Raw genomic sequence first — 26,133 nt, 5'->3', positions numbered from 1 at the left:
TTACTGTGCCCACATTAGATAGGCGGGGTATCAGGCCTGGTAGGTAATACGTCCGTCGACCACGGTGTAACGCACCGCCGCCGGCAGGCTATGGCCAATGAACGGGCAGTTTTCACCCTTCGACAGCCAATGTTCCCCGGCCACCGTCGAGCTGCCCAGGTCAAACAGCACCAGGTCCGCAGGCCCACCTACCTCCAACTTGCCCGCTGGCAGGCGCAGGGCGTCGGCCGGGCCGGTGCTCAGGCGTGCCAATAGGGTCGGCAGGTCAAGCAAACCATCTTCCACCAACGTCATCGCCAGTGGCAGCAACAGCTCAACGCTGCTGATACCCGGCTCTGTCGCACCAAACGGCGCCAGCTTGGCATCCCGCTCGTGGGGCTGGTGATGGCTGGAAATCGCCGACACCACCCCGGATTTGACCGCCGCACGCAAACCATCTCGGTCGGCGCGGGTGCGCAGGGGTGGCTGCACGTGGTACAGGCTGGAGAAGTCGATCAGCGCCTCATCCGTCAGAATCAACTGATACAGCGCCACATCCGCCGTTACCGGCAAACCACGGGCCTGGGCCTGTGCGATCAGGGCCACACCGCGTGCGCTGGTCAACTGGCTGAAATGCGCACGCACGCCGCTTTGCTCTACCAGCAGCAGGTCGCGGGCCAGGGCCACGGTCTCGGCGGTTTCCGGGATACCCGGCAGGCCGAGGAAGCTGGCCACGGCGCCTTCGTGGGCCAGGCCACCTTCGGCCAGGTCGTGGTCCTGGGAGTTGAAGATCACCGTCAGATCGAACGTGGCTGCGTATTCCAGGGCGCGCAGCAGCGTGCGGGTGCTGCGAAAGCTTTCCAGGCCGTTGCCGAAGGCCACGCAACCGGCGTCACGCAGGGCGATCAGCTCGGCGAGTTGTTCGCCTTCGAGGCCTTTGCTCAGGGCACCAATGGGGAACACTTTGCAATTGCCCGCTTCACGGGCGCGGTCCAGGATCAGCTCGGTCACGGCCGAGGTGTCCAGAATCGGCTTGGTGTGCGGCGGGCAGCACAGGCTGGTCACACCACCAGCAGCGGCGGCGCGGGTTTCGCTGGTGATGGTGCCTTTGCGGCTGTAGCCCGGTTCGCGCAGGGCGACGTTCAGGTCGACCAGGCCAGGCGCGGCCACCAGGCCTTTGGCGTCGATGGTTTCAGTCGCGCTGAAACCTGCCGGGGCGGCGCCGATGGCAATGATCTTGCCGGCGTCCAGGTGCAGGTCGGTAACTTGGTCCAGGCCAGTGGCCGGGTCAATGACGCGAGCGCCGAGGATGCTGAGCTTCACTGGGCGTTCTCCTGCTCGAATTGACGTTGCGCGGTTTGCCCGCTCATGGCCATGGACATCACGGCCATGCGTACGGCGATGCCGTAGGTGACCTGGTTCAAGATCACCGATTGCGGGCCGTCGGCCACTGCCGACTCAATCTCCACGCCACGGTTGATCGGGCCGGGGTGCATCACGATGGCATCCGGCTTTGCCCCGGCCAGGCGTGCGGTGGTCAGGCCGAACAAACGGTAGAACTCGCCTTCGCTCGGCAACAGGCCACCGGCCATGCGCTCGCGTTGCAGGCGCAGCATGATCACCACGTCTACATCCTTGAGGCCTTCGGCCATGTCGGTGTAGACCTTGACGCCGTACTGCTCGATGCCGATGGGCAGCAGGGTTTTCGGCGCGATCACGCGGATATCCGGGCAACCCAAGGCTTTAAGGGCGAGCATGTTCGAGCGTGCCACCCGTGAATGCAGGATGTCGCCGACGATGGCCACCGAGAGGTTTTCAAAGCTGCCTTTGTGCCGACGGATGGTGAGCATGTCGAGCATGCCCTGGGTCGGGTGGGCGTGACGGCCGTCGCCGCCGTTGATGATTGCCACCTGCGGGCACACGTGCTCGGCGATGAAGTGCGCGGCGCCGGAGTCGCCGTGGCGAACCACGAACATGTCGGCGGCCATGGCTTCGAGGTTGCGCAGGGTGTCGAGCAGGGTTTCGCCCTTGCTCGCCGACGAGGTGGACACGTTCAGCGTGATCACGTCGGCCGACAGCCGCTGGGCCGCCAGCTCAAAGGTGGTGCGGGTGCGGGTGGAGTTCTCGAAGAACACATTGCAGATGGTCTTGCCGCGCAGCAGCGGGACCTTCTTCACCGCGCGGCCACCGACTTCAAGGAACGAGTCGGCGGTGTCGAGGATTTCGGTGAGCAGTTCGCGGGGCAAACCGTCGAGGGACAAGAAATGTTGCAACTGACCCTGAGCATTGAGCTGCAGCGGGCGCTTGGCATCTAGAGGCGTCATCGCGGGGACTCTTTACAAGGCGGTTTAAAGGGCAAGGTCTTGCAGTTCGAGTGCGAGCGGCGTTGGACCGAGCAATTTTACCCGTTGATGGGCAGCAAGCGACAGTGTGGCGCCGACCACATCCGGGCTGATCGGCAGTTCACCGGCGTCCAGGTCCAGCAGGCATACCAGGGTCACGCTGGCCGGGCGGCCGTAGTCGAACAGTTCGTTCATGGCCGCGCGGATGGTGCGGCCGCTCATCAGCACGTCGTCGATCAATACCAGGTGCTGGCCTTCGATCTCGAAGGGCAGGGCCGACGGGCGCACTTGCGGGTGCAGGCCGTTCTGGCTGAAATCGTCGCGGTAGAACGACACATCCAGCGTACCCAGGGGCGAGTCACTGCCCAATTCATCCAGCAAAGCCTGGGCCACCCACACACCGCCAGTGCGAATGCCGATAAAACGCGGCTCGCTGATGGCACGGTGTTGCAGATGGGCCGTGAGGCTCGTCGCCATCTGGCTGATCAGTTCGGCGGGGTTCGGCAAGCTCATGGTGGCTCCTTCAAGGCCTTGCGCAGGCAAGGTCCGGGCTCAAACGTAAAAAGACGCGGCAAGCCGCGTCAGTCAGGATTCAAATAAAGCGGTGTTTTCGTCCAGCCAGCCCTGTAGCAACAGGGCGGCGGCGATGGCGTCCACGGGGTTGTCGCGGTAGCTGCCCTTTTGGCCGCCACGGTCGCGCCGCTCACCTTTGGCTTCAAAGGTGGTGAGGCGTTCATCGTGGGTATAGAAGGGCAGGTTGTAGCGGCCATTGAGGCGGCGGGCGAATTTTTCGGCGCGCAGGCACATGTCGCTGGGGGTGCCGTCCATGTTCAGGGGCAGGCCGACCACCACGGCGTCGGGCTTCCACTCTTTAATGAGGGCTTCGACCTGGTTCCAGTCCGGAATGCCGTTCTGGGCCTTGAGGGTACACAGCTCGCGGGCCTGGCCGGTAATCACCTGGCCGACCGCCACGCCGATCTGTTTGGTGCCGTAGTCAAACCCCAGTATCAAACGCAAAGCCATCAGGCGTGCCCCGCCTGGCTGGTGAGCAGGCTCAGGTTGACGCGCAACTTGGCCGCCGCTGCTTCCAGGCGCTGTTCGCTGGGGGTGTTGAATAGAATGTCGGCATCGAACGGGCACGTCAGCCAGGCATTGCTGGCCAGTTCGGCTTCCAATTGGCCCGCTTCCCAGCCGGCATAACCCAGGGTGATCACACTTTGCTCAGGGCCGATGCCGTCCGCGATGGCGAACAACACGTCTTGGGAAGTGGACAACGACACGCCTTCAAGGTCGACGGTGGCCTGGAACTTCGGCCCGGTAGGGTGCAGCACAAAACCACGGTCGGTCTGCACCGGCCCGCCGATGTAGATCGGCACAGCCTGGCAACGGGCTGGCGGGTCGATCTCGGGGCGCAGTTGCTCAAGGATATCCGCCAGGTTCAGCTCTTGCGGGCGGTTGATCACCAACCCCATGGCACCATTGGCGGTGTGCTCGACGATGTAGGTCAAGGTCTGCGCAAAGTTCGGGTCGGCCATATGGGGCATGGCGATCAGGAATTGGTGCTTGAGGTAGGTCGGGCTGACGTTTTTCATGTTCGGTAGTGTGGCGTTGGAGGGGCGAACTGACAAGTCTGATCATCTGTGGGCATATGAATGTGGCGAGGGTGCTTGCTCCCGTCGGACTGCGCAGCAGGCCCATTTTTTGGGGCCGCTTCGCAGCCCAGCGGGAGCAAGCTCCCTCGCCACAACAAGGCTGCTCTTGAGGCCTCAGTTGCTGGAGAGGCGGTCGCCCTTGGCGAACTTCCAGGTGCGGATGATTTCCAGGCGATCGACGTCGTTCAGGTCGCCGGTAAAGGGTGCAAAAGGCGCAGCAAGGCGCACGATACGCTGTGCGGCCTGGTCCAGCAGCGGTTGGCCGGAGGACTCCAGTACCTGCACTTCATATAACGTGCCGTCACGGTTAATCGACACCAATAGACGCAAATTGCCGTAGATCTGCTGGCGCCGTGCTTCGTCCGGGTAGTTAAGGTTGCCGATGCGCTCGACCTTCTTACGCCATTCGTCCTTATACCAGGCGCCTTTGTCCCGCATGGTGGAGGCGGCATTGAGCCGGTAGATGCGCGGGCGCTTGGCGTACAGCTGTTGTTCGTTGGCCAGTTCGGCTTCGAGGCTGGAAATCTCATCGGTCAGCGTCGAGCTGTCGAACGTAGGTGCGGGTTTGACGGGCTCGGGTTTTGGCTCGGTCTTGGTCTTTTCGCGCTGGGTCGGGGCTTTTTGCGGTTTGGGCGCGACGGTGGTCACGGCAGCCTTGGGTGCGCTTTGTTGCACCTCCGGCTTGGGCGCCGGTGGCGGCGTGACCTTATTGACCTTGTTGTCCTGGAACGGCGCGACTTCGGTGGTCTTGGGGATCGCCTTCTTGTCCAGGGTGCCGCTGCCTTGCTGATTGTCCTGGGCAAGAAAATCAGCCTTCTCGGGCTTCTTTTCGCTCTTGAACGTGGCGAGGGTGATTTCGAGGGTCTTGGTGATCTGCTTGGGCTCGACCATGGTGAAGCCCAGCCCGAGGATCAGGGCCAAGTGAATCAACGCTGCCAGGAACAGGGTAAATCCGAGCCGATCAGCCGGGCGCACGCCGCTGTGGGAGAGTTCGGGGGGCAGATCGGACGGGAGTGTCATGACAAGAAAACCAACATCGCGCGTTTCACAGGTGGCGCATGATAACGCAATGTTGGTGTGTGTCCGGCTGTTCTATGTCACTTGGCTTGTAGCTTGCGCTCAATGGCAGCCATCAGCATTTCGCCGATGTTTGTGCCGAATGCATTGTCTATCTCACGGATACAGGTGGGGCTGGTGACGTTGATTTCAGTCAGGTGCTCGCCAATTACGTCAAGGCCTACAAAGAGCAGTCCCTTTTCCCGCAAAGTCGGTCCGACTTGGCCTGCAATCCAGCGATCCTTTTCTGACAAGGGCCGTGCTTCGCCGCGACCACCGGCCGCCAGGTTGCCACGGGTCTCGCCCGCCGCCGGGATACGCGCCAGGCAGTAATCCACCGGCTCGCCGTCGATCATCAGGATGCGCTTGTCGCCGTCCTTGATGGCCGGCAGGTAGGCTTGGCCCATGATCTGCTGGGTGCCCAGGGCGGTCAGGGTTTCGAGGATCACCGACAGGTTCGGGTCGCCAGCGCGGTGGCGGAAGATCGAGGTGCCGCCCATGCCGTCCAGCGGCTTGAGGATCACATCACCGTGTTTGGCAGCGAATTCACGCAGCACGTCGGCGCGGCGGCTGACTACAGTTGGCGGCGTGCACTGTGGGAATAGGGTGGCGAACAGCTTTTCATTGCAGTCACGCAGGCTTTGCGGCTTGTTGACGATCAGCACGCCAGCGCGCTCGGCCTGCTCCAGCAGGTAGGTGGTGTAGACGAACTCCATGTCGAACGGCGGGTCTTTGCGCATCAGGATCACGTCCAGATCGCTCAACGGGCTGTCGACTTCGTCCGAAAGCTCAAACCACTTCTCGGGGTTGGCGAACACCTGCAGCGGGCGCATGCGAGCGCGGGCTTCGCCTTCGCCCTGGTAAAGATCGCGCTGCTCCATATAGAACAGGGTCCAGCCGCGGGCCTGGGCGGCCAGGAGCATGGCCAGCGAGCTGTCCTTTTTATAGGAAATGCTGGCGATAGGGTCCATGACAATGCCGACGCGAACGCTCATGGGGGGTTTCCTCTAGCAAATTAGGGCGCATAAAAGTGGCGTCAGAGTGGCGCTGCGACTGTTGTGGGTCAAGGAAAAACCACCTGACGGGTGCCTCGATAGATTGCTCCCCGAGACTGTGCTAAAAAGACTGCCACGGCGCAGCAGCCCTTGAATTCCAAGGCTTGCGGCGCTCACCCTGTGCAACATCAGGCAGTACACACCGAAAACCGATTCGCTGTGGCGATGGTAGAGCAGATATGGAACAGCATTCCAACGCCTTGAGAGTGATGGTGATCGACGATTCAAAGACGATCCGCCGCACCGCCGAGACCTTGTTGAAGAACGTGGGGTGCGATGTCATCACGGCCATTGACGGTTTCGATGCCCTGGCCCGGATTGTTGATCATCACCCGCACATTATCTTTGTCGACATCATGATGCCGCGCCTGGATGGCTATCAGACCTGCGCGCTGGTGAAGAACAACCCGGCGTTCAAGTCGATCCCGGTGATCATGCTGTCTTCCAAGGATGGCCTGTTTGACAAGGCCAAGGGGCGCATCGTGGGTGTCGATCAGTTTTTGACCAAGCCTTTTAGCAAGGAAGAACTGCTGGGTGCGATCAAGGCCTACGTGCCTGCTTTCGCCGCGGTAGAACAAGCACTCTGACACCGCCCACCAGGGTTGGTGTCTACCAAGTTAGTGGGGAAAACCATGGCACGTGTTCTGATCGTCGACGATTCGCCGACCGAAATGTACAAACTGACCGGCATGCTGGAAAAGCACGGTCACGAAGTTCTCAAAGCCGAAAACGGCGCGGACGGCGTGGCCCTGGCCCGCCAGGAAAAACCCGACGCCGTGCTGATGGACATCGTGATGCCGGGCCTCAACGGCTTCCAGGCCACCCGTCAGCTGTCCAAGGAGCCGGAAACCAACGGCATCCCGATCATCATCATCACTACCAAAGACCAGGAAACCGACAAAATCTGGGGCGCACGCCAGGGCGCCAAGGATTACCTGACCAAGCCGGTGGACGAAGACACCCTGATCGCCACCCTGAACAAGGTGCTGGCCGGCTGACGGCAGGCCATCATGACCGAGTCGCAAACCGCCTTTGAGCTGTTGCTCGACATCGACCGCCGCTGCCGCCTGCTGGCCGCCGACCTGCCGTCCCAGGAAACCCGCCAGCAACGCTGGAGCGGCATCGGTTTTCGCGTGGGTCAGCATTGGTACGTGGCGCCCATGGGCGAAGTCGCCGAAGTGTTGCATGAGCCGCGCTGCACTTTAATGCCCGGGGTCAAGGCCTGGGTCAAGGGAGTGGCTAATCTGCGTGGGCGTTTGTTGCCGGTGATGGACCTGGGTGGGTTCCTCGGCCTTGAGCTGTCCAGGGCGCGCAAACAGCGGCGGGTGCTGGTGGTGGAATACAACGACCTGTTTGTCGGGCTGCTGGTAGACGAGGTGGTAGGCATGCAGCATTTCGCGCAAGACGCATTGCAGGCGAACGCCACTCCGGGCACGCCATTTATCCAGGGCCAGTTCGACGGCGAGCCGCTGTGGCAGGTCTTCAGCCCCTTCACCCTGGCCCAGGCTCCAGGCTTCATGGATGTTGCCGCATGACCACCGCTACCACGCCCAAACCCCAGGCCGGCTCGCGAAGCCGTTCGCAGATCATCGTGCTGTTTATCGCGCTGATCGTATTCATCATGCTGCTGTTCGCCAACTTCGCGTACCTCAACACCCAATCGACCTACGACAAGCAGTACATCGGCCATGCCGGTGAACTGCGGGTGCTGTCTCAGCGCATCGCCAAGAACGCCACCGAAGCCGCCGCCGGCAAGTCGGCCGCGTTCAAGCTGCTGGGGGATGCGCGCAACGACTTCGCCCAACGCTGGGGCTACCTGAAAAAAGGTGACCCGCAAACCGGGCTGCCTGCTGCGCCCAGCGCGGTACGCGCCGAAATGCGTGCTGTGCAGACCGACTGGGAAGCGCTGCTGAAGAACACCGATGCGATCCTGGCCAGCGAGCAGACCGTGCTGTCGCTGCATCAAGTGGCCGCGACATTGGCCGAAACTGTGCCGCAATTGCAGATGGAGTCGGAGAAGGTCGTCGACATCCTGCTGCAACGCGGGGCTCCTGCCAGCCAGGTGGCCTTGGCCCAGCGCCAGTCGCTGTTGGCCGAACGTATCCTGGGCGCGGTCAACACCGTGCTCGCCGGCGACGAATCCGCCGCCCAGGCCGCCGACACTTTTGGCCGCGACGCCAACCGCTTCGGCCAGGTGCTCAACGGCATGCTTCAGGGGAATGCCGGCCTGCGTATCACCCAGGTCGAAGACCCCGACGCCCGAGCGCGGCTGGCGGAAATCGCTGAACTGTTCGAGTTCGTTTCAGGCTCGGTGGATGAGATCCTCGAAACCTCGCCGCAGCTGTTTCAGGTGCGCGCGTCGGCGAGCAATATCTTTAACCTCTCGCAAACCCTGCTCGATGAAGCCTCACACCTGGCCACCGGGTTTGAAAACCTCGCCAGCGGGCGTAGCCTGGACACCATCGGCGGCTATGTACTGGGTTTGCTGGCGCTGACGTCGATCATCCTGATCGGCCTGGTGATGGTGCGCGAGACTAACCGCCAACTGCATGAAACCGCCGAGAAGAACGAGCGCAACCAGAACGCGATCATGCGTCTGCTGGATGAAATCGAAGACCTGGCCGACGGCGACCTGACGGTAACCGCCTCGGTGACCGAAGACTTCACCGGCACTATCGCCGACTCCATCAATTATTCCGTCGACCAATTGCGCGACCTGGTGGCCACCATCAACCTCACCGCCGGGCAGGTGGCCGGTGCGGTACAGGACACCCAGGCCACTGCCATGCACCTGGCCCAAGCCTCCGAGCACCAGGCCCAGCAAATCGCCGAGGCCTCCACCGCGATCAACCAGATGGCCCAGTCCATCGACCAGGTGTCGGCCAACGCCGCCGAGTCCTCGGCCGTAGCGGAGCGCTCGGTAGAGATCGCCAACAAGGGCAACGAAGTGGTGCATAACACCATCCACGGCATGGACAACATCCGCGAGCAGATCCAGGACACCGCCAAGCGCATCAAACGCCTGGGCGAGTCGTCCCAAGAGATTGGCGATATCGTCAGCCTGATCGACGACATCGCCGACCAGACCAACATCCTCGCCCTCAATGCCGCGATCCAGGCCAGCATGGCCGGGGACGCCGGGCGCGGTTTTGCCGTGGTGGCCGATGAGGTGCAGCGACTGGCTGAACGCTCATCTGCCGCCACCCGGCAAATCGAGACCCTGGTGCGGGCGATCCAGGCGGATACCAATGAAGCGGTGATCTCCATGGAGCAGACCACCACCGAAGTGGTGCGCGGCGCGCGGTTGGCGCAGGACGCTGGCGTAGCACTGGAAGAGATTGAAGGGGTGTCGAAGACGTTGGCGGCGTTGATTCAGAGCATCTCGAATGCGGCGCAGCAACAGACCAGTTCGGCGGGGCAGATTTCGTTGACGATGAACGTGATTCAGCAGATCACGACGCAGACGTCGTCGGGGTCGACCGCTACCGCTGAGAGTATCGGCAACCTGGCAAAAATGGCGAGCCAGTTGCGCCGTTCGGTGTCGGGCTTCACCCTGCCGCCAGCAAAGCAGGTCGACAGTTGAAATGAAGTTAAATGTGGGAGGGGGCTTGCTCCCGATTGCAGTAGTTCAGTCACAATCTCTTTGACTGACACACCGCCATCGGGAGCAAGCCCCCTCCCACATTGGATCTCCATTGGTTTTGAGATCAAGGTAACCCACGAATTCTAAGCGGAGCAGTTATGGTTGATCGGCACGACTACGTAGCCCTCGAATGGGTCAAGGGCGACATTGCCGAAACCCTGAAACAGGCACGTGCGGCGCTGGACGCCTTTGTCGAAACCGCTGACGGCGACGCCATCAGCGAGTGCCTCGCCGCCATTCACCAAGTGCATGGCGCGCTGCTGATGGTCGAATTCTACGGCGCGGCACTGCTGGCCGAAGAGCTGGAAGAACTGGCCCTGGCACTGCAAGCCGAGCGCGTCAGCCAGCGCGACGAAAGCATCCGCCTGCTGCAACAAGCCCTCAACCAATTGCCGCTGTATCTCGACCGCGTACACAGCGCCCGCCGCGACTTGCCGCTGGTGGTGTTGCCGCTGCTCAACGACCTGCGCAGCGCCCGCGGTGAAAGCCTGTTGTCGGAGACGAGCCTGTTCAGCCCACAACTGCTGTCGATTGCGCCATTGCCCGATGAAGCCCTGGCCCAACGCGCAGCACCGGACCTGCAAGAACAACTGCGTCAATGGCACCAACTGCTGCAACAAGCCCTGGCCGGGTTACTGCGTGAAGACCACGGCCCCAGCAACCTGGAAGACATGGCGCGAGTGTTCGCCCGCCTCGAAGCGCTGTGCCAGGGCGCGCCGCTGCTGCCGTTGTGGCAAGTCACCTCGGCGTTGGTCGAAGGCATGCTCACCGGCGTGATCGCCAACAGCCCGGCGCTGCGCAGCCTGCTCAAGGCCAGTGACAAACAACTCAAGCGGCTGCTGGCCCAGGGTATCGGCGGCATCAATCAGCCTGCGCCGGATGAGTTGCTCAAAAGTTTGCTGTTTTATGTCGCCAAGGTCACCCGGCCGACGCCACGCATGCAAAGTCTCAAAGAGCGCTACGGCCTGGACGACGCCCTGCCCGACAGCGCCGTGGTAGACGCCGAGCGGGCGCGACTGGCCGGGCCGGACCGCAATGCCATGGGCTCGGTACTTGGTGCACTGTGTGAAGAGTTGGTGCGGGTCAAGGAGCGCCTCGACCTGTTTGTGCGCAGCGACCGCCAGCACACCAACGATCTGGACGCCTTGCTGGCGCCGTTGCGCCAGATCGCCGATACCTTGGCGGTGCTGGGCTTCGGCCAGCCGCGCAAAGTGATCATCGATCAACTCGCCGTGGTACTGAGCCTGGCCCAGGGGCAGCGTGAGCCCAACGATGCCGTGCTGATGGATGTCGCCGGCGCCTTGCTCTACGTCGAAGCCACGTTGGCCGGCATGGTCGGCACCGTCGAGCCGCAAAGCCGCGAAGAAAGCCGCTTGCCCACCACCGACCTGACCCAGATCCACCAGTTGGTGATCCGTGAGTCGTGCCAGTGTTTGCGCCAGGCCAAGGAGCTGGTGATCGACTGCGTTGAAGCCGATTGGGACCGTCAGCGCCTGGAGTCCTTGCCCGAACTGCTGAGCCAGGTACGTGGCGCGCTGGCAATGATTCCGCTGCCACGGGCCGCGAGCCTGATGCGCGGCTGCACCGATTACGTCGACGAACAATTGATGGGCAACGACGCGCCGCCATCCGAGGCGCAACTGGGGCATTTCGCCGATGTGATCAGTGGCCTTGAGTACTACCTGGAACGCATGCTCCAAGACCCCGATGCCGATGGCGAACGGGTGTTGGAACGGGCCACCCAAGGCCTCGCTGCGCTGGGTTACCTGCCCACCGAAAAGCCCTGGCGCCAAGCGCTGGTCGCCCCTGACGGCGCGCTGTCCACCGAGATTGCGCCGACCCAATCCCAGTTCGATGCATTGGCCAGCCCCACTTCACGCTTGAACCCACCGGCCCTGCAACGCCCCGGTAGTCTGCTGCCGCCACCGGCCGACGAAGAGCCCATTGACGACGAACTGCGCGAAGTCTTCCTCGAAGAAACCGACGAAGTCCTCGAAGTGCTGCACCGCTACCTGCCCAACAGCACCGACAAGACCGCCCAGGGCGAAATGCGCCGGGCCTTCCATACCCTCAAGGGCAGCGGTCGCATGGTGCGTGCGCTGGTGCTGGCCGAGCTGGCTTGGGCCGTGGAAAACCTGCTCAACCGTGTGCTGGAACGCAGCGTCGCCCTTGGCCCTGAGGTACAGCAGGTACTGGACGAAGCCGTGGCCCTGCTGCCGGAGCTGATCGCCGATTTCGCCACCGACGACCAGCACCAACGTGACGAAGTTGACGCCCTGGCCGCCCGCGCTCACGCCCTGGCCAGTGGCGCGCAAGTGCACGCCGCCGAAGCCCACGACCCGATGCTGCTAGAGATTTTTCGCAACGAAGCCCAGAGCCATCTGGAAAGCCTCAACCAATTTCTGCAACAAGCCGCCGAGCATGTGCCGCTGCAAGTCAGCGATGAACTGCAACGCGCCCTGCACACCCTCAAAGGCAGCGCCTACATGGCCGGCGTGCTGCCCATCGCCGAGCTTGCGCGCCCGCTCGACCATCTCACCCGCGAATACAAGGCCCACCGCCTGCCGCTGGACCTGGACGAAGTGGAGTTGCTGCTGGAAGCCGAAGGCCTGTTCCAACGTGGGCTGCGTTATCTGGACCGTGACCCGCTGGCGCCGATCAAAGGCGCACAAGACCTGATCGACCGCACCCAAAGCCTGCTCGACCAGCAGCTTGAAGCCTTGCTTGATGCACCGAACACGGGCCTGCGCATCAAGCGCGACCCGCAACTGATCGCCAACTTCCTGGCCCAGGGCATGGATATTCTGCTCGACGCCGAAAGCCTGCTGCGTCGCTGGCAACAACACCCCGGCGAGCGTCAGGAACTCACCGCGCTGCTGGATGAACTGACCACCCTGGGGGAGGGGGCCCACGTCGCCGACCTGCATGCGATCGACGAACTGTGCGAAGCCTTGCTCGACCTCTACGGCGCCGTCGAAGAAAGCAGCCTGGCGGTCAGCGAGCGGTTCTTTCATGAGGCCGAGCACGCTCACGAAGCGCTGATCAACATGCTCGACCAGTTGGCCGCCGGCCAGGAAATCAACCCGGCACCGGAACGGGTTCAAGCCCTGCGCGAACTGCTGGACGAAGCCCTCGACCCGTCCGCCACCGGCCTGATCAAAACCGACGGCAGTCGTACCCTGAGCATCTCCGAGTTGGGCGCTGCGACCCAGCAGTTGGGTCATGAGCCGGCGATGGACGACGAGATCGTCGAGATCTTCCTCGAAGAAGCCGTAGACATCCTCGACAGCGCCGGGCAGTCCCTTAAACGCTGGCTGCTGGAGCCCGACAACGCCGCGCCCTTGTCCTCATTGCAACGCGATTTGCACACCCTCAAGGGCGGCGCACGCATGGCCGAGATCGAGCCGATTGGCGACCTGGCCCATGAGTTGGAGTGCCTCTACGAAGGCCTGGTGGACCGTCGCTACAGTTATTCTGCCGAACTGTCCCAGGTGCTGATGGCCAGCCATGAGCGGCTGGCGTTGCAGCTCGAAGAGCTGCAACGCCATCAGCCCTTGAGCGACGGTGCCGGGCTGGTTGCCCAACTGCGGGCGTTGCGTCAGGGTAATCCCCCAGCGGCGCCGGCCGTTGCAACGCCGCTGTCGGGGGCTGACCCCGAGTTGCTGGAGATCTTTCTCGAAGAAGCCGCCGACATTCTCGACAGCTCCAGCAGCGCGCTGCTGCGCTGGCAGGCCGAGCCGGGCAATCGTCAGGAAGTGGAAACCCTGCTGCGAGATTTGCACACCCTCAAGGGCGGCGCGCGCATGGTCGAGATCGGGCCGATTGGCGACCTGGCCCATGAGCTGGAGTTTCTCTACGAAGGGTTGTCTTCCGGTTTGCTGGCACCGTCGGCGCAGTTGTTCGCGCTGCTGCAAGGCTGCCATGACCGCCTTGCGCAGATGGTCGACGCCGTGGCGGATGGCTTGCCGGTGGGCTCGGTAGACAAGCTGATCGAACGGATCAGGAGCCTGGTGCACCCAAGCGACGAGCCGGTGATGCCTGTGGCGTTGCCAGTAGGCAAGGCCGAAGCGGTGGTCGACCCGGCTGCCGACATGGTGAAGGTCTCCGCCGACTTGTTGGACGATTTGGTCAACCTGGCGGGTGAAACCTCGATCTTTCGGGGGCGCATCGAACAGCAGGTCAACGACGCACGCATCGCCCTCAACGAGGTGGAAACCACCATTGAGCGCATGCGCGACCAACTGCGTCGCCTTGATACCGAAACCCAGGGGCGCATCCTCAGCCGCCAGCAAGCCGAGGCCGAGCGCCTGGGCTATGAAGAATTCGACCCGCTGGAAATGGACCGTCATTCCCAGTTGCAGCAGTTGTCCCGTACGCTGTCCGAGTCGGTGTCTGACCTGCTCGACCTCAAGGAAACCCTCGACCGTCGCAATGGCGACGCCCACGACCTGTTACAGCAACAGGCCCGCATCAACACCGAGTTGCAAGAAGGCCTGATGCGCACCCGCATGGTGCCCTTTGAACGCATGCTGCCGCGCCTCAAGCGCATCGTGCGCCAGGTGGCCGGCGAGTTGGGCAAGGATGTGGAGTTCGTCGTCGGCAACGCCGAAGGTGAAATGGACCGTAACGTGCTGGAGCGCATGGCGGCACCGCTGGAGCACATGCTACGCAACGCCGTTGACCACGGCCTGGAGTCTCGCGAGGCGCGCCTGTTGGCGGGTAAACCGGAGAAGGGTCGCATCACCCTGGACCTGACCCACGAAGGCGGCGATATCGTCTTCGACATGCGCGACGACGGCGCCGGTGTGCCGTTGGAAGCGGTGCGGCGCAAGGCCATCAAGCGCGGCTTGCTCGACCCCCTTCAAGACATCAGCGACCGCGATGTCTTGCAGTTCATTCTCCAGCCTGGGTTTTCCACCGCCGAGAAGATCACCCAGATCTCAGGGCGCGGCGTGGGCATGGACGTGGTGCATGAAGAAGTGCGCCAACTGGGGGGCTCGATGTTTATCGAGTCGACGCCAGGTGAGGGCGTGCACTTTCGCATTCGCCTGCCGTTTACCGTATCGGTCAATCGGGCGTTGATGGTGCAGTGTGCCGACGATCAATACGCGATCCCGCTCAACACCATCGAAGGCCTGGTGCGGGTGATGCCTCATGAGCTGGCGGGGCATTACCAGCAAGACCCGCCGCATTACGAATATGCCGGCCAGCGCTACGAGCTGTTTTATCTCGGCGACCTTCTGCACACCGTTGGCCGTCCGAACCTGCTGGGCCAGTACCAGCCGGTGCCGGTGCTGTTGGTGCAGTGCAATGAACGGCACGTGGCGGTACAGGTGGACGCCATGGCCGGAACCCGAGAGATCGTGGTCAAGGGCCTTGGCCCGCAGTTTTCCGGGGTGCAAGGCTTGTCCGGTGCGACCATCCTGGGGGATGGCCGCGTGGTGTTGATCATCGACTTGCTGGCGCATATCCGCGCCCGCCAACCGGCGTTGCCGGCCCAGAGAGTCGATGCGCCACTTATCCTCAACGACCCGCTGAAAAAGCGCCCGCTGCTGGTGCTGGTGGTGGACGATTCGGTCACCGTGCGTAAAGTCACCAGCCGCCTGCTGGAGCGCAACGGCATGAACGTGCTCACGGCCAAAGACGGTATCGACGCAATCGCCCTGCTGGAAGAACACACCCCGGACTTGATGCTGCTGGACATCGAGATGCCACGCATGGACGGCTTCGAAGTGGCCACTCAGGTACGTAACGACCCACGGCTGATGCGCCTGCCGATCATCATGATCACCTCGCGCACCGGCCAAAAACACCGCGACCGCGCCATGGCCATCGGCGTCAATGACTACCTCGGCAAGCCGTACCAAGAGTCGGTGCTGCTGGAAAGCATCGCCTACTGGAGCAAGTCCCATGCTTGACCACCGCACCCGCCAACTTACCGGCCTGTTGCTGCCGCTGGCCGACCGTCACCTGGTGCTGCCCAACGTCGCCATCGCCGAGCTGATCGACTTTCAGCGCGGGGAACCGGCCAGCGATGCACCGCCGTGGTACCTGCGCCAAGTGACCTGGCGCGACCAGCAAGTGCCGCTGATCAGCTTTGAAGCGGCGTGTGGTGAAGCCATCGTCGCCAGCGAGCGTTCACGCATCGTGGTGCTCAACGCCTTGGGCGGCCGGCCTACATTGAAGTTTATTGCGCTAGTGATCCAGGGCATTCCACGCTCGTACAAGCTTGATAGCCAGTTGAGCTATGTGGATGTGCCGCTGTGCCCGCTGGAGCTTGCGGCGGTGCAGGTGGGGGAGCAGGTGGCGAAGGTGCCGGATTTGATGGGGTTGGAAGCGCTATTGGTCGAATCCGGCTTGGCCTGACCGCTATTCTCAACCCCAGTGAAGATCCAATGTGGGAGGGGCGGTGCGACGATTCGACTTGCCCCCGATTGCGGACTGTCAGTTGATACATATTCAGCTGACCCACCGCCATCGGGGGCAAGTCGAATCGTCGCACCGCCCCTCCCACATTTGATCTTCAGCGCTGGATAGACCGTGCCCGCTACTCAATCCGCGCAAACCGCTCAATCACCGGCTGCTCCCGATGTTCGGCCTGCCACAAATCGTAGGCACTCTGCATCGATAGCCATAACCTTCCGGTACTCACACCGGCTCGTTCAAGTCGCACGGCCAAGTCTGGGCTTACGGGTGCATGCCCATGCAAAATCCTTGAAAAAGTCTCACGGGCAAATCCAAGGCGACGGGCCATTTCGGTGATGGTGATGCCCAGTGCGGGAATCACATCTTCAAGCAGGATTTCTCCTGGGTGAGGTGGGTTGTGCATGCCCATATCGATACCTCTACTCAGTGGTAATCAAGATAATCAACCAGCTCGACTTGATCGTCGAACATCCGAAAAATGATGCGCCAGTTACCACTGATGCTGACGGACCAATAGTCGATAAGGTCGCCTTTCAACCGATGGAAACGCCAGCCGGGGAGATTCAGTTCCTCGCTGTGTTCGGCTTTGTCGAGCACGATCAGAACACGCCGCAAGCGATTTGCATGATTTGCGTTGATCCCTTTGGTTGAACCGGTCTCATAGAAGGCTCTGAGGCCTTTATGTTTCCAGCTGACGATCATGGCGCGATTGTGATGTGATACATCACGCCCTGCAATGGCCTTGTATCGGGTTGAGCTGTCGGATTCACGATGGATGCCCGTGGCAATATTCGGACTGCGAAGGCTAGAGAGGCAGATTCCGAGCAACAACCTGAAGAAGCTGTCGGAAATTTCGCTGAGGCTGTCTAGAAAGTGACAGACATAAAGCGGTCCCAATCAGGGACTGATCGGTCCCTTTTTGGGACTGCCTCCTCCCACATTTTGATCTCAACTCGGCTTGAGTCCGCGTTTGCTGATGTTCCATTACTCCAGCCGTAACGATCAGCCGCTGAGCTTGATTGATGCGTCTACAGCTTCACTCCTAAGGTACAGCCCACGACAGCAAACCCCGTGGAGCGACCATGACAACAATAACTACCCCCGACTCGCGCTGGACGCGGCGGCGTGACGAGAAGCAGCGGCGGCTCGGGTTGGTCAAAAAGTACGCAGATGGTGCGGTGTTGGCCAGCGACAAGATCGTCGAAGCGCTCGAAGCCCTGATCCTCCCCGGCGACCGCGTGGTGCTGGAAGGCAACAACCAAAAACAGGCCGACTTCCTTTCCCGCTCCTTGGCCAAGGCCGACCCCGCCAAGCTCCACGATTTGCACATGATCATGCCCAGTGTCGGCCGCTCCGAGCACTTGGACCTGTTTGAAAAAGGCATCGCCCGCAAGCTGGATTTCTCTTTCGCCGGCACCCAATCCCTGCGCATTAGCCAGTTGCTGGAAGACGGCCTGCTGGAAATCGGCGCGATTCACACCTACATCGAACTCTATGCGCGGCTGGTGGTGGACTTGATCCCCAACGTGGTGCTCAGCGCCGGTTTCATGGCCGACCGCGCCGGCAATATCTACACCGGCGCCAGCACCGAAGACACCCCGGCCCTGATCGAGCCTGCCGCGTTCAGTGACGGTATCGTGATCGTGCAGGTCAACCAGTTGGTGGATGACGTTACCGACTTGCCCCGCGTCGACATCCCGGCAAGCTGGGTGGATTTTGTGGTGGTGGCCGACAAGCCGTTCTACATCGAACCGCTGTTCACCCGCGACCCGCGCCATATCAAACCGGTGCACGTGTTGATGGCGATGATGGCGATTCGCGGCATCTACGAAAAACACAATGTGCAGTCCCTCAACCACGGCATCGGTTTCAACACCGCCGCCATTGAATTGATCCTGCCTACGTACGGTGAGTCCCTCGGCCTCAAAGGCAAGATCTGCCGCAACTGGACCCTCAACCCGCACCCAACCCTTATCCCTGCGATTGAAAGCGGTTGGGTCGAAAGCGTGCATTGCTTTGGCACCGAACTGGGCATGGAAAACTACATCGCCGCCCGCCCGGATGTGTTCTTCACCGGCCGCGACGGCTCGATGCGCTCCAACCGCATGTTTTGCCAACTGGCCGGCCAGTACGCGGTGGACCTGTTTATCGGCGCCACCCTGCAAGTCGACGGCGACGGGCATTCCTCCACCGTGACCCGCGGCCGCCTCGCTGGCTTCGGTGGTGCACCCAATATGGGCCACGACCCACGCGGTCGCCGCCACGGCACCCCGGCGTGGCTGGACATGCGCCACGACGACGCCCCGGAAGCCTTGCTCGAACGCGGCAAAAAACTCGTGGTGCAAATGGTCGAGACCTTCCAGGAAGGCGGCAAACCGACCTTCGTCGACACCTTGGACGCAGTCGAGGTCGCCCGCAAAAGCGGTATGCCCCTGGCGCCGATCATGATCTACGGCGACGACGTCACCCACCTGCTCACCGAGGAAGGCATCGCTTACCTGTACAAAGCGCGCTCCCTGGAAGAGCGCCAGGCGATGATCGCCGCCGTCGCCGGCGTAACCGCCATCGGCCTGCGCCACAACCCCAAAGACACTGCCCGCATGCGCCGCGAAGGCTTGATCGCGTTGCCCGAAGATCTCGGCATCCGCCGCACCGACGCCACCCGCGAGCTGCTCGCCGCCAAGAGCGTGGCCGACTTGGTGGACTGGTCCGGTGGCCTGTACAACCCGCCCGCCAAATTCAGGAGCTGGTAAATGCGCGCCCTCAAACTGCATGAACTCACCCTCGCCGAACGCCTGGCGGACATGGCCGTGGATGCGCTGATCGACGAGGCCGACCTGTCACCCAAACCCGCCCTCGTGGACCGTCGCGGCAACGGTGCCCATAGCGATTTGCACTTGGGCCTGATGCACGCCTCGGCGTTGTCGCTGTGGCCGATGTTCAAGGAGATGGCCGAGGCGGCTATTGAATTCGGTGAAGTCGGTTTACCCCTGCGTGAAGCCCTCGGGCGCATTGGCCGTGAGGGTGAGCAAGCGATGCTCGTCACCACAGGCGGTGTGAACACCCATCGCGGCGCGATCTGGGCCCTGGGCCTGTTGACCGCAGCGGCCGCCCTGGAGCCGCGCGCCATAACGTTGAACGCCGCCCGATTGGCCCTGCTCAACGACCGCTACGCACCTCAACCGATGAGCCACGGCGCCCAGGTTGCGCAGCGTTACGGCGCACGCGGTGCCCGTGAAGAAGCTCAACTGGGCTTCCCCTCGGTCACCCAGCGCGGCCTGCCGCAATTGCGTAAAAGCCGCCAGCAAAACACCGGCGAACAGAACGCCCGCCTGGACGCCTTGCTCGCGATCATGACCGAGCTGGCCGACACCTGCGTGCTCTACCGCGCAGGCCCCGAAGGCATCGTTGCCATGCAACGCGGCGCTCAGGCCGTATTGGATGCGGGCGGCAGCGCCACCCTGGTCGGGCGCCGCCAACTGCATGAACTGGATAACCAACTGCTGGCCCTGAATGCCTCCCCCGGCGGCGCCGCCGACCTGTTGGCCGCTTGCCTGTTTATCGACCGCCTCGACGGAGCGTTGTGATGGAAACCTTATCCTTTGAATTCCCCGCCGGGCAGCCGCCAAAAGGCCGTGCGCTGGTGGGGTGTGTCGGTTCCGGCGACCTGGAAGTGCTGTTGGAACCGGGCACGCCGGGCACGCTGACGATTCAAGTGCAGACTTCGGTCAATGGCGCCGAGCAGCGCTGGCAGCATCTGTTTGAACGGATCTTCCAGGAGCAGACGCCCCCGGCGTTGAAGATTGATATCCACGATTTCGGCGCCACGCCCGGTGTGGTGCGCTTGCGTCTGGAACAAGGCTTTGAGGAGGTTGGCCATGACTGACTTACTCGCCAAACACAGCTTCGTCGAGTTGGGTGCACGCCAGCGGGCCAAGGCTTTGCTGGACGCCGGTTCCTACCGTGAATTGATCGACCCCTTCCAGCGCGTCATGTCGCCGTGGCTCAGTCGCCAAGGTGTGGTGCCTCAAGCGGACGACGGCGTGGTGATCGCCAAGGGCAGTATCGCCGGGTTGCCGGTGGTGATCGCGGCGATTGAAGGCAATTTCCAGGGCGGCAGCCTCGGGGAAGTCGGCGGCGCAAAAATCGCCGGCGCACTTGAGCTGGCAGCCGAGGACAATCGCAACGGCGTCCCCACTCGCGCGGTATTGCTCCTGGAAACCGGTGGCGTGCGTTTGCAGGAAGCCAACCTCGGTCTGGCCGCGATTGCCGACATCCACGCAGCGATTGTCGACCTGCGTCAGTATCAGCCGGTGATCGGTTTGGTGGCGGGCAGTGTCGGTTGTTTTGGCGGCATGTCCATCGCCGCCGGGTTGTGCAGCTACCTCGTGGTGACCCGTGAAGCCCGCGTCGGCTTGAACGGCCCGCAGGTGATCGAGCAGGAAGCAGGGCTCGATGAGTACGACTCCCGTGACCGGCCGTTTATCTGGAGCCTGACCGGTGGCGAGCAACGGTTTAACAGCGGTTTGGCGGACCGCTATGTGGCCGACGACATCACCGAGATCCAGCAGACGGTCAGCACATTGCTGCAACAAGGCCTGCCCACTCAACAACGCAGCCGTCAGGCCGAACACTACCTGGCGCGCCTCGCCGAACTGGACGCCACACCGCAGATCGATCCCGCGACCGTGCGCGCGCTGTATCAAGGAGAACGCTCATGAGAGGGTTGCAGTGGTTCAACGCGTTAAGCGCCGGGGCAACGCCTGTCGAGGGCTTGCCGAATTCATTGAAGGTCGCCGATGGTGTGTTGGGCGAGCAGGCCGTGCGCTTTATTGCCGTGGTCACCGACGCGCAAAACCGCTTCCCCCGCGCTCGCAACGGCGAAGTCGGCTTGCTCGAAGGCTGGGGCCTGGCCAAGGCCGTGGATGAAGCCATCGCCTGTGGCGACAAGCGCCCGCTGATCGCCATCGTTGATGTGCCGAGCCAAGCCTACGGTCGTCGCGAAGAAGCCCTCGGCATTCATCAGGCCCTGGCTGCCGCCGCCGACAGCTACGCCCGCGCTCGGCTCGCCGGGCATCCGGTGATCGCGCTGTTGGTGGGCAAGGCCATGTCGGGTGCGTTTCTCGCCCACGGTTATCAAGCCAACCGCCTGATCGCCCTGCGCGATCCCGGGGTGATGGTGCACGCCATGGGCAAGGCGTCGGCGGCGCGGGTGACCTTGCGCAGCGTCGAAGAGCTGGAAGCCTTGGCCGCCAGCGTGCCGCCAATGGCCTATGACATCGAGAGCTACGCCAGCCTTGGTTTGCTTTGGGAGACCTTGTCGGTCAGCCAGATTGAACAGCCCATGGCCGACGATGTGGCACGGGTTGGCGATTGCCTGGTCAGCGCCATCAAGGATATCGACACGCCTGATTTGAGCAGCCGTCTGGGCGCCACTAACCGCGCCGCTTCCAGCCACGTGCGCCAACTGCTGCGGGAGCAATGGTGAACGCCCACGATTTGCTCTGGGGCATGACCCCGGCGCATCTGCCCGCTGACGCGCCAGCATGGGCAGTGGGTGCGTTGGACGCGGTGGTCGTGCGTCGCGCTGTTGTTGCACAGGGCTTTGTCGCTGTGGGCGTGCGTGGGCAATTGCGCGAGCAGCGCTTTGCAGCGGTAATGCCGATGACTGCCGTGCAACGGCGAGTAGCGCCGGAAGCGTTACGCGACGTTATCGGCGCTCGGGATTTACCCGCATTGCAGGCACTCGATCAGGTGCGGCCGGTGCTGGCGCCTTTGAACTGGGGCGTCAGTGGCAGCGCAGGTTTTGAGCTGGCCACAGGCATTGAAGCGTTGCATGCCATGAGCGATCTGGACTTGATTCTGCGCACGCCCGCGCCGCTTGATCGGCATGATGCACGCGATCTGCTGGAGAGCTTGGACAAGGTCGTGTGCGCCGTAGACCTGCAACTGCAAACCCCCTACGGCGCCGTCGCCTTGCGCGAGTGGGCCGGCCCGTCACGGCGGGTGCTGTTGAAAACCGCCACGGGTGCACAGTTGGTGATCGACCCCTGGCAGGCCGTGGCATGAGCAGCCTTCTGGTGTTTCCAGGGCAGGGCGCCCAACGGCCAGGCATGCTTCAGGCGTTGCCAGCCGAGGTGTTGGAGCAAGCCAGTGATGCCTTGGGTGAAGATGCACGCGCATTGGATTCGCCCGAAGCGTTGGCCAGCACCCGCGCCGTTCAGCTCTGCCTGCTGATCGCCGGTGTGGCCCACGCCCGGTTGCTGCAACACACACCGGATTACGTTGCAGGGTTGTCCATCGGTGCTTATCCGGCGGCAGTCATTGCGGGTGCGCTGGACTTCAGCGACGCGCTCAGGCTCGTCAGCCTGCGTGGCGAGCTGATGCAAAACGCTTATCCACAGGGATATGGAATGACCGCTCTCATCGGCCCCGAGTTATCCACAGTGGAAAAGTTATTGGCCGATGTCCACAGCCCCGAAACCCCGGTGTACCTGGCCAATATCAACGCCGACAACCAGACCGTAATCGCCGGCAGCGATGCCGCCATGCAACGTGTCGCCCAACGCATCAAGGGCAACGGCATCGCCAAGCGCCTGGCCGTCAGCGTGCCGTCCCATTGCGCGCTGCTGGAGCAACCGGCCCAGGCGCTGGCTCAGGCGTTCGTTGCGCTCAAGGCGCCGCGCATCACCTACCTGAGCAGCACCCGTGCGCGACCTATCCACAACCCAGAGCAACTGCGCGACGACCTGGCCTTTAACATGTGCCGCATCGTCGACTGGCGCGGCACCGTGCAAAGCGCCTATGAGCGCGGCGTGCGCCTGCAAATCGAACTGCCCCCCGGCGCCGTGCTCACCGGCCTGTCACGTCGCGTCTTTGAACAAGGTACGGTGATCGCCTGCGAAGGCGCGCGCCTGGACACCCTGCAGGCCCTGCTGCAAGAGGAGGAGCGCCGCCACCGATAAAGCACTACCCAAGGCTTTCGAAGCACAACAACAACAATTTCGATCGAGCACTTTGAGGACAACAACAATGATTATCTACGGCGTGGCGTTTTTGGCGTTCTGTACCTTGGCCGGCTTGTTTGTCGGTGAGCTGTTGGGCAGGTGGATGGGTATTCCGGCCAACGTGGGTGGGGTAGGGATCGCCATGTTGTTATTGATTGGGCTCGGCAGTTACCTGAGCAAACGTGGATTGTTTACCGGCAAGTCGGAACAGGGCGTGAGTTTTTGGGCAGCGATTTATATTCCGATCGTAGTGGCCATGGCCGCCCAGCAGAACGTCTACGGCGCCATCAGCGGCGGCCCTATGGCTATCCTGGCGGGAACTTTGGCGGTGTTACTGGGCTTTGCCTTGGTACCGGTGCTGGTACGCATCGGCAATCATGAGCCGAGTGCGATTGTCCCTACCAAAGAAGCCGGGTGATCCTATGTACGAATCGATGATGAAAGTGATCACCGGCTACGGTTTGATCAGCGGGTTTGCAGTGATCGGCTTGACGATGTGGGTTTCCTACTGGATCTCCGATACGTTCACCAAAGGCCGTTTGCACGGTTCAGCCATCGCCATCTTGCTGGGGCTGGTGCTGTCCTATGTCGGCGGCGCTTTCACCGGTGGTGCCAAGGGCGTGGTGGATATTCCGTTGTTGTCGGGCATTGGCCTGTTGGGCGGGGCGATGCTGCGGGACTTTGCCATTGTTGCCACGGCGTTTGGCGTGAGCGTCGATGAACTCAAACGGGCGGGCTACGTCGGCGTCTTGGCGTTGTTTGTCGGAGTCGGGTCATCGTTCATCGCAGGCGTCGGCGTGGCCATGGCGTTCGGTTACACCGATGCCGTCAGCTTGACCACCATAGGTGCCGGTGCCGTCACCTACATCGTCGGCCCGGTGACTGGCGCGGCGATTGGCGCCAGTTCCGAAGTCATGGCGCTGTCGATTGCAGCCGGGTTGATCAAGGCCATTTTGGTGATGGTGATGACGCCGTTCGTTGCTCCGTTGATTGGCCTGAACAACCCTCGCAGTGCGGTGATATTCGGCGGTCTCATGGGCACGTCCAGCGGTGTGGCTGGCGGCTTGGCGGCGACGGATCCGAAGCTGGTGCCGTACGGTTGCCTGACCGCTGCGTTTTACACGGCACTGGGATGTTTGCTCGGGCCGTCGTTGCTGTTTCTGATCATGCGGGGTTTGGTGGGTTGACCCATCGTTCCTGCGCAGAACGTGGGAACGATCAAGCCTGCCGATTGGCATACATCCGACACTCCGCCAACAACGCCAGCAAATTCGGATCGCGCTCCTTGGCCTTCAGAAACACCACCCCAATCTGCTGCTGCAACCGATACCTGGGTTGCAGCGGTATCAGCTTCACGCGGTTCTCATACACCGCCGCAATCCGCCCCGGCAGCAGCGCATAACCTACCCCTGAACTGACCATGCTTAGCAGGGTGAAGATATCGTTCACCTGCATCGCCACCTTCGGCTCGAACCCCGCCTGCTTGAACACGCGATTGCCATCCTGGTGGGTGGCGAAGCCTTGGGTGAGGGTGATGAAGGTGGCGTCGCGCACATCCGCCAGGTCGATTTGCTGTTCGCGGTCAAACGGTGAGTCGGCCGGGGTGGCGAGGAAGATGTCGTCGGTAAACAGCGCGATCTGCTCGCAATCGGGATCGTTGGCGCGCTCGTCGAGGGAGATGAGGATCGCGTCCACTTCCATGTTCTTGAGCTTGTAGAGCAAGTCGAAGTTGGAGCCCAGGATCAGGTCGATATTGAGTTCACTGCGCCTGATTTTCAGGCCCATGATCAGCTGCGGCACGGTCTTGACCGTGAGCGAGTACAGCGAGCCCAGCTTGAAGCGCTCGGCCGAGAACCCGGCGGCTTCGCGGGTGAGGCGCACGCTGTCGACGACGTCGGCCACCAGTTTTTGTGCGCGTTCTTCGAGTACGTAGGCGCTTTCGAGCGGCGTGAGGTTGCGCCCTTCGTGTTTGAACAGCGGGCAGCGCAGGGCGTTTTCCAGGGAGTGGATGGCGCGGTGCACGCTGACATTGCTGGTTTGCAGCTCGGCGGCGGCGCGGGCCAGGTTGCCGGTGCGCATGAATGCCAGGAAGATTTCCAGCTTCTTGAGGGTGAACTCTTCGTCGATCAGCATGGCCGTGGCTCTTATTCGAATACGCCCGATTGTGCCCGCAAAACCGCCTCGCGTCCTCGGAACGTCACACGCCGCTTGCACTCTTATGCGCAAGGCTGGAGGCTTGCCAGCCAACCCATATCTGTTACAGGAGTTCGGTGAGCGATGTACCACGGGGAACGATTCAACGCCTGGAGCCATTTGCTCGGTGCAGTCGCGGCGTGTGTTGGCGCCGTGTGGATGTTGGTGGTGGCGAGCCTGGATGGCAGCCCCTGGAAGATTGTCAGCGTGGCGATTTATGGTTTTACGCTGATGGTGCTGTACAGCGCCTCCACCGTTTACCACAGCGTGCGCGGGCGGCGAAAAGAGATCATGCAGAAGGTCGATCACTTTTCGATCTACCTGTTGATCGCCGGCAGCTACACGCCGTTTTGTCTGGTGACCCTGCGCGGCCCGTGGGGTTGGACGCTGTTCGGGATTGTGTGGGGGCTGGCGGTGATCGGCATTTTGCAGGAGATCAAGCCGCGTTCCGAGGCGCGCATCCTGTCGATTGTGATCTACGCGGTGATGGGCTGGGTCGTGCTGGTGGCGGTCAAACCGCTGATCGCGGCGCTGGGCACGGCCGGGTTTACCTGGTTGGCGGCGGGTGGGGTGTTGTACACCGTGGGTATCATCTTTTTTGCGTTGGAAGATCGCCTGCGGCATTCCCATGGGATCTGGCATTTGTTTGTGATTGGCGGGAGCCTGCTGCACTTCGTGGCGATTATGCATTACGTGCTCTAACAGCCTATGAGATCAAAAATGTGGGAGGGGGCTTGCCCCCGATTGCAGTGTGTCAGCTAGCACATCATGTGCTGACCC

26 protein-coding genes are annotated in these 26,133 nt (G+C 62.2%); 16 read left to right on the top strand and 10 right to left on the bottom strand.

The genetic code is table 11. The features are described from left to right. Positions 1-30: 30 nt before the first annotated feature. The 7 genes from ICY20_RS06745 to gshB form a co-directional block, all read right to left on the bottom strand. Positions 31-1,302: a dihydroorotase gene (locus ICY20_RS06745; RefSeq protein WP_194937192.1), complete on the bottom strand. Its 1,272-nt coding sequence runs from the start codon at positions 1,300-1,302 to the stop codon at positions 31-33. Beyond that, complete coding sequence (locus ICY20_RS06740) at positions 1,299-2,303, bottom strand: aspartate carbamoyltransferase catalytic subunit (protein ID WP_194937191.1); 1,005 nt, start codon at positions 2,301-2,303, stop codon at positions 1,299-1,301. The genes ICY20_RS06745 and ICY20_RS06740 overlap by 4 nt, the downstream gene beginning before the upstream one ends. A gap of 24 nt (positions 2,304-2,327) precedes the next feature. Then, positions 2,328-2,834 carry a bifunctional pyr operon transcriptional regulator/uracil phosphoribosyltransferase PyrR gene (gene pyrR, locus ICY20_RS06735; protein ID WP_159957986.1) on the bottom strand — a complete coding sequence of 169 codons (507 nt, stop codon included), beginning with the start codon at positions 2,832-2,834 and terminating at the stop codon, positions 2,328-2,330. Positions 2,835-2,906: 72 nt separating this feature from the next. Beyond that, positions 2,907-3,344 carry a Holliday junction resolvase RuvX gene (ruvX, locus tag ICY20_RS06730; protein WP_005792259.1) on the bottom strand — a complete coding sequence of 146 codons (438 nt, stop codon included), beginning with the start codon at positions 3,342-3,344 and terminating at the stop codon, positions 2,907-2,909. Next, the gene (locus ICY20_RS06725) at positions 3,344-3,913 is read right to left on the bottom strand and encodes a YqgE/AlgH family protein (RefSeq protein WP_122488774.1); all 570 of its coding nucleotides are present in this window, start codon (positions 3,911-3,913) and stop codon (positions 3,344-3,346) included. The genes ruvX and ICY20_RS06725 overlap by 1 nt, the downstream gene beginning before the upstream one ends. Before the next feature lie 174 nt (positions 3,914-4,087). Then, positions 4,088-4,993: an energy transducer TonB gene (locus ICY20_RS06720; protein WP_159957988.1), complete on the bottom strand. Its 906-nt coding sequence runs from the start codon at positions 4,991-4,993 to the stop codon at positions 4,088-4,090. Between the two features lie 77 nt (positions 4,994-5,070). Beyond that, positions 5,071-6,024, bottom strand: a complete 954-nt coding sequence (gene gshB / locus ICY20_RS06715; protein ID WP_159957990.1) for a glutathione synthase — start codon at positions 6,022-6,024, stop codon at positions 5,071-5,073. A 239-nt stretch (positions 6,025-6,263) separates the two neighbouring features. Between gshB and pilG the strand changes: the two genes are divergently transcribed. The 6 genes from pilG to ICY20_RS06685 all read left to right on the top strand — a co-directional run bounded on the left by pilG (position 6,264) and on the right by ICY20_RS06685 (position 16,093). Next, a complete protein-coding gene (gene pilG / locus ICY20_RS06710; RefSeq protein ID WP_159957992.1) occupies positions 6,264-6,671 on the top strand; it encodes a twitching motility response regulator PilG in 408 nt (135 codons plus the stop codon). Positions 6,672-6,716: 45 nt separating this feature from the next. Then, complete coding sequence (pilH, locus tag ICY20_RS06705; protein WP_034101258.1) at positions 6,717-7,082, top strand: twitching motility response regulator PilH; 366 nt, start codon at positions 6,717-6,719, stop codon at positions 7,080-7,082. Positions 7,083-7,094: 12 nt separating this feature from the next. Continuing rightward, positions 7,095-7,619, top strand: a complete 525-nt coding sequence (locus ICY20_RS06700) for a chemotaxis protein CheW (protein ID WP_159957994.1) — start codon at positions 7,095-7,097, stop codon at positions 7,617-7,619. Further along, on the top strand, positions 7,616-9,667 hold the full coding sequence (locus ICY20_RS06695) for a methyl-accepting chemotaxis protein (RefSeq protein WP_159957996.1): 2,052 nt from the start codon (positions 7,616-7,618) through the stop codon (positions 9,665-9,667). The genes ICY20_RS06700 and ICY20_RS06695 overlap by 4 nt, the downstream gene beginning before the upstream one ends. 158 nt (positions 9,668-9,825) lie before the next feature. Further along, complete coding sequence (locus tag ICY20_RS06690; protein WP_194937190.1) at positions 9,826-15,645, top strand: Hpt domain-containing protein; 5,820 nt, start codon at positions 9,826-9,828, stop codon at positions 15,643-15,645. Continuing rightward, positions 15,638-16,093 (top strand): chemotaxis protein CheW, encoded by a 456-nt coding sequence (locus ICY20_RS06685; protein WP_159958000.1) that lies wholly within the window; start codon positions 15,638-15,640, stop codon positions 16,091-16,093. The genes ICY20_RS06690 and ICY20_RS06685 overlap by 8 nt, the downstream gene beginning before the upstream one ends. A 181-nt stretch (positions 16,094-16,274) precedes the next feature. On the opposite strand, the gene ICY20_RS06680 is transcribed toward ICY20_RS06685, so the two are convergent. Both ICY20_RS06680 and ICY20_RS06675 read right to left on the bottom strand, forming a co-directional pair. Continuing rightward, a complete protein-coding gene (locus ICY20_RS06680) occupies positions 16,275-16,562 on the bottom strand; it encodes a HigA family addiction module antitoxin (RefSeq protein ID WP_105699617.1) in 288 nt (95 codons plus the stop codon). A gap of 14 nt (positions 16,563-16,576) precedes the next feature. Then, entirely contained in the window at positions 16,577-16,855 is a 279-nt protein-coding gene (locus ICY20_RS06675) for a type II toxin-antitoxin system RelE/ParE family toxin (protein ID WP_159958002.1), read from the bottom strand. A gap of 380 nt (positions 16,856-17,235) precedes the next feature. On the opposite strand from ICY20_RS06675, the gene mdcA reads away from it, so the two are divergent. The 9 genes from mdcA (at position 17,236) to madM (ending at position 24,347) form a co-directional block, all read left to right on the top strand. Then, complete coding sequence (gene mdcA / locus ICY20_RS06670; RefSeq protein WP_159958004.1) at positions 17,236-18,906, top strand: malonate decarboxylase subunit alpha; 1,671 nt, start codon at positions 17,236-17,238, stop codon at positions 18,904-18,906. Next, positions 18,907-19,740, top strand: a complete 834-nt coding sequence (locus tag ICY20_RS06665; protein WP_194937189.1) for a triphosphoribosyl-dephospho-CoA synthase — start codon at positions 18,907-18,909, stop codon at positions 19,738-19,740. Next, on the top strand, positions 19,740-20,039 hold the full coding sequence (locus ICY20_RS06660; protein ID WP_049711127.1) for a malonate decarboxylase subunit delta: 300 nt from the start codon (positions 19,740-19,742) through the stop codon (positions 20,037-20,039). Before ICY20_RS06665 ends, ICY20_RS06660 begins: the two co-directional genes overlap by 1 nt. Continuing rightward, positions 20,032-20,874 (top strand): biotin-independent malonate decarboxylase subunit beta, encoded by an 843-nt coding sequence (locus tag ICY20_RS06655; protein WP_159958008.1) that lies wholly within the window; start codon positions 20,032-20,034, stop codon positions 20,872-20,874. The genes ICY20_RS06660 and ICY20_RS06655 overlap by 8 nt, the downstream gene beginning before the upstream one ends. Next, on the top strand, positions 20,871-21,641 hold the full coding sequence (gene mdcE, locus ICY20_RS06650) for a biotin-independent malonate decarboxylase subunit gamma (protein ID WP_194937188.1): 771 nt from the start codon (positions 20,871-20,873) through the stop codon (positions 21,639-21,641). Before ICY20_RS06655 ends, mdcE begins: the two co-directional genes overlap by 4 nt. Then, positions 21,635-22,222 carry a malonate decarboxylase holo-ACP synthase gene (locus ICY20_RS06645; protein WP_194937187.1) on the top strand — a complete coding sequence of 196 codons (588 nt, stop codon included), beginning with the start codon at positions 21,635-21,637 and terminating at the stop codon, positions 22,220-22,222. Before mdcE ends, ICY20_RS06645 begins: the two co-directional genes overlap by 7 nt. Continuing rightward, entirely contained in the window at positions 22,219-23,118 is a 900-nt protein-coding gene (gene mdcH, locus ICY20_RS06640) for a malonate decarboxylase subunit epsilon (RefSeq protein ID WP_194937186.1), read from the top strand. Before ICY20_RS06645 ends, mdcH begins: the two co-directional genes overlap by 4 nt. Positions 23,119-23,185: 67 nt before the next feature. Further along, entirely contained in the window at positions 23,186-23,578 is a 393-nt protein-coding gene (madL, locus tag ICY20_RS06635; RefSeq protein WP_194937185.1) for a malonate transporter subunit MadL, read from the top strand. A gap of 4 nt (positions 23,579-23,582) precedes the next feature. Further along, positions 23,583-24,347: a malonate transporter subunit MadM gene (gene madM, locus ICY20_RS06630; protein ID WP_122488792.1), complete on the top strand. Its 765-nt coding sequence runs from the start codon at positions 23,583-23,585 to the stop codon at positions 24,345-24,347. Positions 24,348-24,378: 31 nt separating this feature from the next. Here the strand turns inward: madM and ICY20_RS06625 are convergent, their stop codons facing one another. Continuing rightward, positions 24,379-25,293: a LysR family transcriptional regulator gene (locus ICY20_RS06625; RefSeq protein WP_159958016.1), complete on the bottom strand. Its 915-nt coding sequence runs from the start codon at positions 25,291-25,293 to the stop codon at positions 24,379-24,381. Between the two features lie 144 nt (positions 25,294-25,437). Here ICY20_RS06625 and trhA point away from each other — a divergent pair, with 144 nt between their 5' ends. Further along, positions 25,438-26,055, top strand: coding sequence for a PAQR family membrane homeostasis protein TrhA (trhA, locus tag ICY20_RS06620; RefSeq protein WP_194937184.1), 618 nt, complete (start codon positions 25,438-25,440; stop codon positions 26,053-26,055). Positions 26,056-26,133 lie beyond the last annotated feature (78 nt).

Origin of the sequence: Pseudomonas pisciculturae, from assembly GCF_015461805.1 — a bacterium.
GTDB lineage: Bacteria > Pseudomonadota > Gammaproteobacteria > Pseudomonadales > Pseudomonadaceae > Aquipseudomonas > Aquipseudomonas pisciculturae.
This window is presented reverse-complemented; position numbering and strand designations above follow the sequence as displayed.